The sequence below is a fragment of the Gordonia otitidis genome (genome assembly GCF_020735545.1).
Classification (GTDB): Bacteria; Actinomycetota; Actinomycetes; order Mycobacteriales; family Mycobacteriaceae; genus Gordonia; species Gordonia otitidis.
In genome coordinates this window covers 4,496,492-4,506,738 of sequence record NZ_CP085974.1, presented here as the reverse complement: position 1 = coordinate 4,506,738, position 10,247 = coordinate 4,496,492, and the positions used below count along the sequence as shown (strand labels likewise).

The 10,247-nt window shown below is 66.9% G+C and carries 8 protein-coding genes; 2 read left to right on the top strand and 6 right to left on the bottom strand.

Translation table 11 applies throughout. From position 1 onward, the window contains the following. Positions 1-13 precede the first annotated feature (13 nt). Together recC and LK459_RS20590 are read right to left on the bottom strand one after the other, a co-directional pair. The gene (recC, locus tag LK459_RS20595) at positions 14-3,448 is read right to left on the bottom strand and encodes an exodeoxyribonuclease V subunit gamma (RefSeq protein ID WP_227920428.1); all 3,435 of its coding nucleotides are present in this window, start codon (positions 3,446-3,448) and stop codon (positions 14-16) included. 22 nt (positions 3,449-3,470) lie between these two features. Next, the gene (locus LK459_RS20590) at positions 3,471-3,959 is read right to left on the bottom strand and encodes an acyl-CoA thioesterase (RefSeq protein ID WP_227920427.1); all 489 of its coding nucleotides are present in this window, start codon (positions 3,957-3,959) and stop codon (positions 3,471-3,473) included. A 187-nt stretch (positions 3,960-4,146) separates the two neighbouring features. On the opposite strand from LK459_RS20590, the gene LK459_RS20585 reads away from it, so the two are divergent. Both LK459_RS20585 and LK459_RS20580 read left to right on the top strand, forming a co-directional pair. Then, positions 4,147-4,749, top strand: a complete 603-nt coding sequence (locus LK459_RS20585) for a GNAT family N-acetyltransferase (RefSeq protein WP_007239563.1) — start codon at positions 4,147-4,149, stop codon at positions 4,747-4,749. Between the two features lie 150 nt (positions 4,750-4,899). Next, on the top strand, positions 4,900-6,363 hold the full coding sequence (locus LK459_RS20580) for an NAD(P)/FAD-dependent oxidoreductase (protein WP_227920425.1): 1,464 nt from the start codon (positions 4,900-4,902) through the stop codon (positions 6,361-6,363). Between the two features lie 25 nt (positions 6,364-6,388). Here LK459_RS20580 and LK459_RS20575 read toward each other — a convergent pair whose 3' ends face one another. The 4 genes from LK459_RS20575 to LK459_RS20560 all read right to left on the bottom strand — a co-directional run bounded on the left by LK459_RS20575 (position 6,389) and on the right by LK459_RS20560 (position 10,247). Continuing rightward, a complete protein-coding gene (locus LK459_RS20575; protein ID WP_227920423.1) occupies positions 6,389-7,096 on the bottom strand; it encodes an urease accessory protein UreD in 708 nt (235 codons plus the stop codon). Continuing rightward, the gene (gene ureG, locus LK459_RS20570) at positions 7,096-7,782 is read right to left on the bottom strand and encodes an urease accessory protein UreG (RefSeq protein WP_007239566.1); all 687 of its coding nucleotides are present in this window, start codon (positions 7,780-7,782) and stop codon (positions 7,096-7,098) included. Before ureG ends, LK459_RS20575 begins: the two co-directional genes overlap by 1 nt. A 63-nt stretch (positions 7,783-7,845) precedes the next feature. Then, positions 7,846-8,517: an urease accessory protein UreF gene (locus LK459_RS20565; protein ID WP_007239567.1), complete on the bottom strand. Its 672-nt coding sequence runs from the start codon at positions 8,515-8,517 to the stop codon at positions 7,846-7,848. 11 nt (positions 8,518-8,528) lie between these two features. Next, entirely contained in the window at positions 8,529-10,247 is a 1,719-nt protein-coding gene (locus LK459_RS20560; protein WP_227920421.1) for an urease subunit alpha, read from the bottom strand.

The window sequence follows — 10,247 nt, the reverse complement described above, 5'->3', positions numbered from 1 at the left end:
GTGACACCCCCGGTCATGACGCGGTCTCGTGGTCGAGGAGTGGCTCCCAGAGCATGCGAGCGAGGCCCGTGAACAAGGGCTCACCTGGTTCACCGGGCAGGGCGAGTTCTCCCACGCGGCGGTCGGCGGGCAATGGCGTGGCCAGTATCTCGTCGAAGGCGATCGACGTCGTGACGTCGGATCCGAACACGAAGCGCAGGTAGGTATCGGTGCTCGCGCCGAACATGCCGTCGAAACTCGTGCGCGCGCTCTCCAGCGCTGCCTCCGGGCGCACTCCCGCGCGCAGCTTTACCGCATACTCCTGCGCGGGCTCGAGCGGCAGCGGGAGCGGCGCGCGCATCCCGAGATCGCGTAGGCGGACGAGATCGTGGAGCACCGCACGCGCATCGTCGGGGGCGGTGAGCATCGACTGGGCAACCGACCCGGCACCGCCGCGGCCGACGACCAGCGCGGTCGGCGGTTCGGCCTCACCGGAATCGCCCGCCGCGGCGAGGAGCAGTAAACCGAGCCACGCCGTCATGCGCTGTTTTGCGCGCACCCGTGAGTAGGTCGCGGTGACGATGGTGGTGCCCAGCGGCGACTCTTCGACGATGTCGGAAATACTTCCGTGCACTCGACGACCGTCACCCAGGGTGACGACGACATCGCGCGTGACAGGCGGCTGTGTGCGCACTGCCGCGACCGCGTCGTACACCCTGGAGACGGTGTCGGAGATGTCGGTCAGTTCGCGCCGCCCGAATTCGTAGGGTGGCAGATTGCCTCGGCGCAGTTCGGCCGCCTGACAGGAGACGAGGTCGTCGCCTGCGAGCATGCGTGTGAGGAACCGGTCTCCGACGCCCCACTTGTCCAGCGCATCGAGTTCGATGTCGAGCTCGTCTGCGTGCGGACGGTCGTCGTCGGGCATGCGTGCCCCGAGTCGTTGGCGCACGAACCCCTCGATCGGATTGGTCACGAATGCGACGAGGTCGCGCAGCTCGATGTCGGCGGGTTCGGCTGCCGGGATAGCCGCGTCCGACAGTCGCGGCGACGGCATCTGCTCTGCGTCGAGCGCCTTGGCGCCGGCCAACAGTTCGGCATCGAAGCTGAACGGTGTCGTGATCGACCCGATCGCCCCCGGGATGAAGTTCAGCCGATCGAAGCCGTGAAGCGTGTGGTTGATGACGACCTCGGAAGGGTCGTCGACTCCACGCAGGGTGGCGACACTCTCGGCGAGTTCGCTGACGACCACCGCGGGCGGGATGCGGCTTCCGCTCACCGGGTCGGCCCCGTTGTAGAACACGAGCAGGGCATCGCGCGCGGCCCCGATGGCATCGAGGAACAGCTGACGGTCCTCGTCGCGGGGGTTGCGCTCGCCGACCAGCGGGTCGCGCCCGAGGACGTCATCGCCGTCGGTGCGCTGTGCCCGCGGGAATGTGTCGGCGTCCACCCCGAGGAGGACGACCACCCTGTGTGGCACCGACCGCATGGGCACCATGGTGCACACGGTGAGTTCGCCGGTACGGAAGTTGGCGCGCGTGGGCCTTCCCGCGACGACCCCGGCCATGAGGTCGCGGATGTCGGCCAGCAACAGATCCCCGGTGTCGGAGGTATCCGCGTCGAGAGCGTCGGTGATCAGTCGGACCGCCTGTGCCCGTTGCCACTCCTCCCCCGGACCGGCGAGAGTGAGCTGGTCGACGACATCGATGAGGGTGCGCTGCCATGCGGCACGTGACGCGCGCTGCGACATCCGATCGACCAGCGTCTCGAGCCGATCCACGAACTCGGTGAATCTGCCGACCAGGTCGATCTCGGTGCTCTCGACGCCCGCCAGCGGAAGAGCGGTGCCCAGCCACTCACCGTCGGCTTCCTCTGCCACGGCTCCGAGAGCTATCCGGTCGACGCCACTGGCGAACGTGCCCTGACGAAAGCCGGACAATCCGAATCGTGCCCGCTCCCCCGGATCGAGACCCCAGCGGATATTGCTGTGCGACAACCATTCTCGAACCATGTCGAGGTCGTCGTCACTCATCGCGAATCGCGATCGGACCGCCGGACGACCGAGCAGGTCGATGACGTCACCCGCCGCTGCCCTACCTGCCGCGAGTTCGACCGTCGAGGCGACCACGTCGAGGACCGGATTAATCTGGCGTGGTCCACGGTCGGCGAGTCGGACCCTGAGGTCGAACGCGGGATGGCCGAGGCCCGGTTGGCCGAATGCGCCACGAATCAACGGCGCGAACGATTCGACGTCGGGACACATGATCACCACGTCGCGCGGTTCGAGGGTTTTGTCGTCGGCGAACAGGTGCAGAAGCCTGTCCCGCATGACCTCGACCTGACGTTCAGCGCCGTGACAGGCGTGGATTTCCAGCGACCGGTCCGACGCAGCGCTCGCCGCGTGCACGGTGTCGTCGCGCAGATCGAGTTGGAGACGACGCAGCAGGCTCGGCGATGTGTCATCCCGCCCGAAGTGAGCCTCGTGATGGATGTCCTCGTCGACGACCGGAGCGATCCGTTGCTGTAGTTCCTGCACGTCGCGGGACAGTCCCGCGAGCAGCGGGTGGGTGATCGCCGGGATCGGGCGATCGGCCCGGCGGGGTACCTGCCCGGCATTCCGTGAGTCCAGCGGTGTCACCGCGGCGACGCCCGAGTGCTCCACCGACGCCCACAGAGCCGGCGAGGGATGGGGTAGGAAGATGTGCACGTCACGATGGGTCGCGAGCGCCGCCACGATCTGCCGAAACGCTTCGGGTATGCGGGTCGCACCGAAAACGCTGAGTCGTTGTGGCAGGTCGACGGCATCGGGGTCGGAGCGCACGCGAGTGCACACGTCCTCGAGGAGTAGTGCGGGATGGTCGTCGTCGATACGGTCGTTCACCGATCTCCAGAAGCGCGGCTGCCACGCCATGTCGTCGGCGAGAGGGACACCCGTGCCGTCGGTGTCGTGGGCGCGCGCCCACTCCACGAGCATGGCGGGCCGCTGACGGCCGTAACGGTCGAAGAGATCGGCGAGGTGGCGTGCCGTGGCGAAGCGTCGACCGGCACGGAGGTCGTTGTCGGCGGTCACATTCTCTGCGGCGCCGATATGTCGGGCGAGGACTTCGAGTGCCGGGTCGTCGACCGTCTCGTCGAGTACCGCGAGCACTTGCCAGACCATCCGCCCCGGTTCCCACGGGTCAGGTCGTCCGTATGCGCCACCGTTGGCACGCGGCCTACCGCGTACGGCGTCGACGACAGCCCCGCTCACAGCAGACGGCGACAAGAAGTCGATGTTCGCGGCGATGCCGTCGGCACGACCGGATTGAGCGCCCAACGTAGTCGCGAGGTGCTGAGTCAGCCATCGTTCGACACCCCGCGCCGGTACCGCGATGACCTCGGTCGCCATCGGGTCGGCGAGCGGAACCCGCAGTACGTCGGCGAGCGCGTCTGCCAGGGTGTCGCTACGTTCTGCGCGATGGACTGTGAGCACGAGTCGTTCCTGCAGCCAGGTGTCAGCTCGTCCGACGCGTCGGCGTCGGGTCGACGCGGTGCGACTCGAGGACTGCCCGCGCATCGTCGGAGATCGCGCGCGGACTGTTGGTCGCCGGGTCGATCGCCACCAGAGTGGTCTCCGCGACGGCACACAGCAGACCGGTGGGGTCGGTCAGAGTGCAGCTGAGCGTGTACGACGACCGTCCGATCCGTGAGACGCCGGTCTCAACGGTCACCGGATCGAACGAGTATGCGAGTACTGCACGGAATTCGATGACCTGTTGCGCGACCACAATGGGTAGCACCGCCGCGGCGCCCTCGAACCACGCGGCGAACGTGCGAACACGCGCCTCTTCGAAGAGGCGCGCGAACTGCACGTTGTTGACGTGCTGGTTGAGGTCCATGTCGCCCCAGCGCAGGTGCAGGGACACGGCAGTCGCGCCGGTCTGCGGCGAGTGGTCGGGCGAGTCGGAGCGGAGCCCGTCGAGCGGAACAGTCGAATCTGGCACGCTTCGCAGCCTATCGGGCCGTTCGGACACCATTCGGACGCACTGTCCGGCGATACCGAGCGCGTCAGTCGGAGACACACCGTGCGCATCTGGCCCGATGACGGCGTCGACTACGTAGACTCTGCTTCCGGGGAGAGACATCCAGGGGGTCATGACCGCCTGGCACGCTCAGTTTCTTGGGGGATGTGTGAACGTTGAGACTCGCCGTCTACGACTACGGCCGGTGGAGACCAGCGACGTCGACGCACTGGTGTTGCTCGACTCCGATCCGGAGGTGATGAGGTTCGTCTCGGGTGGACGGCCGACGCCGCGCGCGGAGATCTCGGACTGGGTGGTTCCTCGCGCACGCGCCGAACTACGCACCGGGCGGGGCGGAATGTGGATCGCCATCGACCAGCGGTACCAGGCCTTCCTCGGGTGGGTGCTGCTGCGTGCCCCGCGGCACAGCCACCGGTCGGAGATGGAACTGAGCTACCGGTTGCGTCGCGACACCTGGGGTCGCGGTCTCGCGACGGAGGCAGCGCGCGCCGTCGTCGGCGTCGCGTTCGACGAACTACACACCGAACGTGTCTTCGCGAGCACCACCCTGCGCAACTCCTCGTCGCGACGCGTCATGGAGAAACTCGCGATGCGGGTGTCGAGCGTCCGCGCCTGCAGCGTCGACGAGATCGGACCCGGCGCACGCGAACATTCCGGCGAACTCGAGTACGAACTGCTCAGGCATCACTGGGAGGCGTTGGTGATGCAGGAGGACGCGCGTCGATATCAGGCCGTGAACCTCCCCGCATGACTCCCGGGCCGCCGCCCGCGGGACCACAGGGTGATGCGCTGGGTGTCAAGCGCAGGCTCACCGCGACCTACGACTGATCATTGACTACCGTTGAGATGTGCGCGCGCCTGCGCGTCGCCCCTGCAATGCGCGAAGGAGATGTTCTCGATCATGAGCAGCCCCGCTCCGACAGCCCCCGCCCGTCCTCGTGTTGTCATCATCGGCTCGGGATTCGGCGGCTTGTTCGCCGCGCAGCGACTCGGCAAAGCCGACGTCGACGTCACATTGGTCGCCAAGACCACTCACCACCTGTTCCAGCCGATGCTCTACCAGGTCGCGACCGGCATCGTCGCCGAGGGCGAGATCGCCCCCGCCACGCGCGTCGTGCTTCGCAAGCAGAACAACACCGCCGTCCTCATGGGTGACGTGTTCGAGATCGACCTCAAGAACAAGGTCGTCAAGTCACGCCTCCTCGAGCGGGTCACCGAGACTCCGTTCGACAAGCTGATCATCGCCGCGGGCGCAGACCAGTCGTACTTCGGCAACGACCACTTCGCCGAGTTCGCTCCCGGCATGAAGACGATCGACGACGCACTCGAACTGCGCGGCCGAATTCTCGGCGCGTTCGAGCAGGCAGAACTCTCCGACGATCCGGCCGAGCGAGACAAGTTGCTCACGTTCGTCGTGGTCGGCGCCGGACCGACCGGTGTCGAACTCGCCGGGCAGATCGCCGAGATGAGCGACAAGACGCTCAAGGGCACCTTCCGCAACATCGATCCGACTCAGGCTCGGGTGATCCTGCTCGACGCCGCGCCCGCCGTGCTCCCTCCGATGGGACCCAAACTGGGCAAGAAGGCTGCGCAACGACTCGAGAAGCTCGGCGTTGAGATCCAGCTGAACGCGATGGTGGTCGACGTCGACTACGACGGGCTCGTCGTCAAGGAGAAGGACGGCACGACCCGCCGCATCGAGTCGCAGTGCAAGGTGTGGTCGGCCGGCGTTCAGGCCAGCCCCCTCGGCAAGCAACTGGCAGAACAGTCCGGCGTCGAGCTCGACCGTGCGGGACGCGTCAAGGTCCTCAAGGATCTCTCCATCCCGGGTTACCCCGACGTCTTCGTCGTCGGCGACATGATGTCTGTCGAAGGTGTTCCGGGCATGGCGCAGGGCGCCATCCAGGGAGGCCGCTATGCCGCGGACTGCATCAAGAACGAGTTGAAGGGTCAGACCCCGGATCAGCGCAAACCCTTCTCCTACCACGACAAGGGTTCGATGGCGACGGTGTCGCGTTTCAGTGCTGTCATGTCGGTCCCGATCCCCGGGACCAAGAAGCGATTCGAGACCGAGGGCTACTTCGCCTGGGTGGGTTGGCTGGCGCTTCACCTGGTCTATCTCGTCGGGTTCCGCAATCGCCTCAACACTCTGATCAACTGGTTCTTCGCTTTCAGCACGCGCGGCCGCACTCAGCTCGCCGTCACCGAGCAGCAGGTGTACGCGCGCACCGCCATCGGTCATCTGTCCGAGCTGGAGAAGAAGCCGGAGTACGAGGTCGAAGCGGAATCGGTGGGCGCCGAGGACAAGAAGAGCGACGAGTCGGTACCTGCCGTCCAGAAGGAGACCGACACCAAGGCGAGCTGACAGCAGCGCTGGTGCCTGTCACCGCTCACGGCGCCAGCGCGGTCAGTTCCATCTGATCGGCCATCCGGCGAGTCGCGGCAACGGTCTCGCCCAGCACGGTGACGAGCGAACCACCGCCCGCCAACGCCAACCGGGCGGCGAATGCGGTGTCGTCGACGTGGTCGGGGCGGGTGTCGGGAAAGCGGAATACGCTGCTCGACGCCCGCAGTCCTGCCGAGATCGCCGTCGATCCCCGGCCGAGACCCAGCCGATGCCGTAGGAGTGGCATGCCGCCGAGATCGACGTGTAGCGCCCCCTCCCAGCGCCCGTCGGCGTCTTTCTCCGTCATGGCGTCGCTTCGACCGATCTGCACGTCTTCGGCGAGCGTGAGCATAGCGGTGGCTGCCATCTCGACTGACACGTCGGAGATGTGGTCGGCACCCGCGGCGACGACCGTCGGCTCCGGATGCAGGTGGAGTCGCGCGTTCTCCCCCAGTTCGATGCGCCACGACATCGTCGAGTCTGCTCTGCGTGTCGACGGCAGCGCGATGGTGGCCGCGACGCTGCCGAGGTCGAGGTGCGCGCCGGCTTCGACGACGACGCGGATCTCGATGTCGTCTCCGCCGAGCGGGGTGGCCGCAGTCCCGATGAGATGCGCTGCCTGCGAACCGGTTTGGCGGACCGCCAGCCCGCCGGCAGCCTGATGTCGGAACCGGCGTCCCCGCTCGGCGACGATCTCGACTCGAGTACGCACTACCCCGTGGCCACAGGCGCGGCGAGTTGGGTGCGGACCCAGGTGAGTACATCGGTCGCCGCCGGATCGTCGGTCAGCGAGATCATCGCCGTCGGCCGACCGTCGCGGACCCTCTCCGCGTCTCGTCGCATCACGTCGAGGTCGGCATTGACGCGCTCGGCGAGATCGGTCTTGTTGATCACCAGCAGATCCGAATAGGTGACACCCGGACCACCCTTGCGCGGTACCTTGTCGCCGCCTGCGACGTCGATGACGAAGATCTGGACATCGATCAGGCCCGTCGAGAATGTCGCGGTGAGGTTGTCGCCACCTGATTCGACGAGGATGAGGTCGAGCGGCGGATTGGCCGCGACAAGATCGTCGATAGCGTCGAGGTTGGCCGTGATGTCGTCGCGGATCGCGGTGTGCGGGCATCCGCCGGTCTGCACGGCGGTGATGCGCTCGTCGGGCAGCACCGCGTTTCGCCTGAGGAAGTCGGCGTCCTCGGTCGTGTAGATGTCGTTGGTGAGCACGGCGACAGAGAGTTCCTCGCGGAGTTGGCGGCAGAGGGCCGCGACGAGAGCGGTCTTGCCCGAGCCGACCGGCCCGCCGACACCGATGCGCAGCGCCTCACCCGGCTCGCGATGGCGGCGCGGACGATCGTGGTCGTGACTGTGGGGCTGCCCGTCGATGAGATGCGGTGGCATGGTGATCCTTTCGGTTGAAGCGTTCGGTCGTGGTCTGCTGCGTCCGATCAGGGTACGAACTGCTCAGGACATGAACAGGGGCATCGGTTGGCGTTCATGACGTTCAGCGAACACATCGAGCACCGGGTCCGACAGGTCGGCCAATCCGACTGCTGCCGACGCCGCCACGCGCTCGCACTCCGGTCCGAGGTCGGCGATCATGAGTGCGACGTCGGCGGGATCGAGGGCCAGCAGCCGTTGTCCGGCGGTCGCCGAGCCGCTCATCGTCGTGTACACGAGTACCAAAGCGGTGTGGAATCCGGAGAGTCCGCTCGCCGCGCCCACCGCCCCGCTGATCACCGGCAGGTGGGTTGCAGGAGCGTGGGACGACCAATCGCGTTCCGGCCACATGCGTTTGGCCAGACGGAGCATACCGCGACCCTGCGCCAACGACGCCTTGCGGGCCGCGGCCGACGGCGTGCGGGCGTCGGTTTCGAGCAACGCCCGCCCGACGTCGAGTGTGCCGTCGGCGACGGCGGCCGCGATGGACGCCGCGACGAGCCCGCTCGTCGTGACGCGGCGGTGCAGAAAAGAGGCCAGATCGCTGACCCCACGGACGAAGCCGTCGGCGATCGCCTGTTCGACGCCACCGGAATGGACGTGCCCACCGACCGGCAGCCGCGAGTCGGCCAACGACAGCATCATCGCCAGTGGCGCATTCGCATAGCGCTGTGGGTCGTCGGAGTGATGAGGCATGTCGGTGGTGTTCAGAAGAGGAAATAGCGCTGAGCCATGGGAAGTTCGGTGACCGGGGGCGCATCCCACACCTCACCGTCGACGGTGACGGTGAACGTGTCCGCGTCGACGGTGATCTCCGGCCGGGCGTCGTTGTTGGGCATGTCGGCCTTCCCGACCCCTCGGGTGTCGGTGACCGAGACGAGCGAGCGTCGGACACCGATGCGCTCGGCGAGGTCGGGATCGCATCCCGGCGCGACGAAGCTGATCGACGTCGAGGCGGCCAGCGGGGCCGACGCCCCGAACATCGGTCGCGGCAACACCGGTTGCGGAGTCGGGATGGATGCGTTGGCGTCGCCCATCTGCGCCCATGCGATCGCGCCGCCCTTGATCACGAGATCTGGACGGACACCGAAGAATGCGGGATCCCACAGGACGAGGTCGGCTAGTTTGCCCGTTTCCACGGAGCCGATCTCGGAGTCGAATCCATGCGCGACGGCCGGGCAGATCGTGTACTTCGCCACGTAGCGTTGTGCACGATTGTTGTCGGCGGCGCCGTCACCGGGCAGCGAACCTCGTTTGCGCTTCATCACGTGCGCGGTCTGCCAGGTGCGGAGCACAACCTCGCCGATACGACCCATCGCCTGGGAATCAGAACCGATCATGGAGATGGCACCGAGATCGTGCAGCAGGTCCTCGGCGGCGATCGTCGAGGGTCGGATGCGACTCTCGGCGAAGGCGAGATCCTCGGGGACGGTCGGATTCAGGTGGTGGCACACCATCAACATGTCGAGGTGCTCGTCGAGCGTGTTGACGGTGTGCGGGCGAGTCGGATTGGTCGAGCTCGGAAGGACGTTGGGCACCGATGCCACGGTGATGATGTCCGGCGCGTGGCCGCCTCCAGCACCTTCGGTGTGATAGGCGTGGATGCTGCGACCGGCGATCGCGCCGAGTGTCGACTCGACGAAGCCCGCTTCGTTGAGCGTGTCCGAGTGCAGGGCGACCTGGACTCCGGTCTCGTCGGCGACCCGCAGGCACGCGTCGATCGCCGCAGGGGTGCTCCCCCAGTCCTCGTGCAGCTTGAATCCTGATGCGCCTGCACGGATCTGCTCGTGCATGGCTTCCGCACTGACGGTGTTGCCCTTGCCCAGCAGCGCAATGTTCATGGGCCAGCCGTCCGTGGCGGCGAGCATCGAGGCGAGATGCCACGCGCCCGGTGACACGGTGGTGGCCTTGCTGCCCTCTGCCGGACCGGTGCCGCCACCGATGAGTGTGGTGATGCCGTTGCCGAGTGCTTCGTCCATGATCTGCGGGCAGATGAAGTGGACGTGGCAGTCGATCGCGCCTGCGGTGAGGATCTTGCCGTTGCCCGCGATGATCTCGGTCGATGCCCCGATGACCAGATCGGGATGGACGCCGTCCATGGTGTCGGGGTTGCCCGCCTTGCCCAACGCGGCGATCCGCCCGTCACGAATCCCGACGTCGGCCTTGATGATTCCCCAGTGGTCGAGAATCACCACACCGGTGATGACCGTGTCGGGCGCACCGTCGGCGCGGGTCGCACGGCTCTGCCCCATGGATTCGCGGATCACCTTTCCGCCTCCGAAGACGGCCTCGTCCCCCGCGAGACCCGGTCCGCCCGAACGGTCTTCGGTCACCTCGATGAGCAGGTCGGTGTCGGCGAGACGAATACGGTCGCCGGTCGTCGGGCCGAAGAGTTGCGCGTATCGGTCGCGTCCCAGAATCGCCAT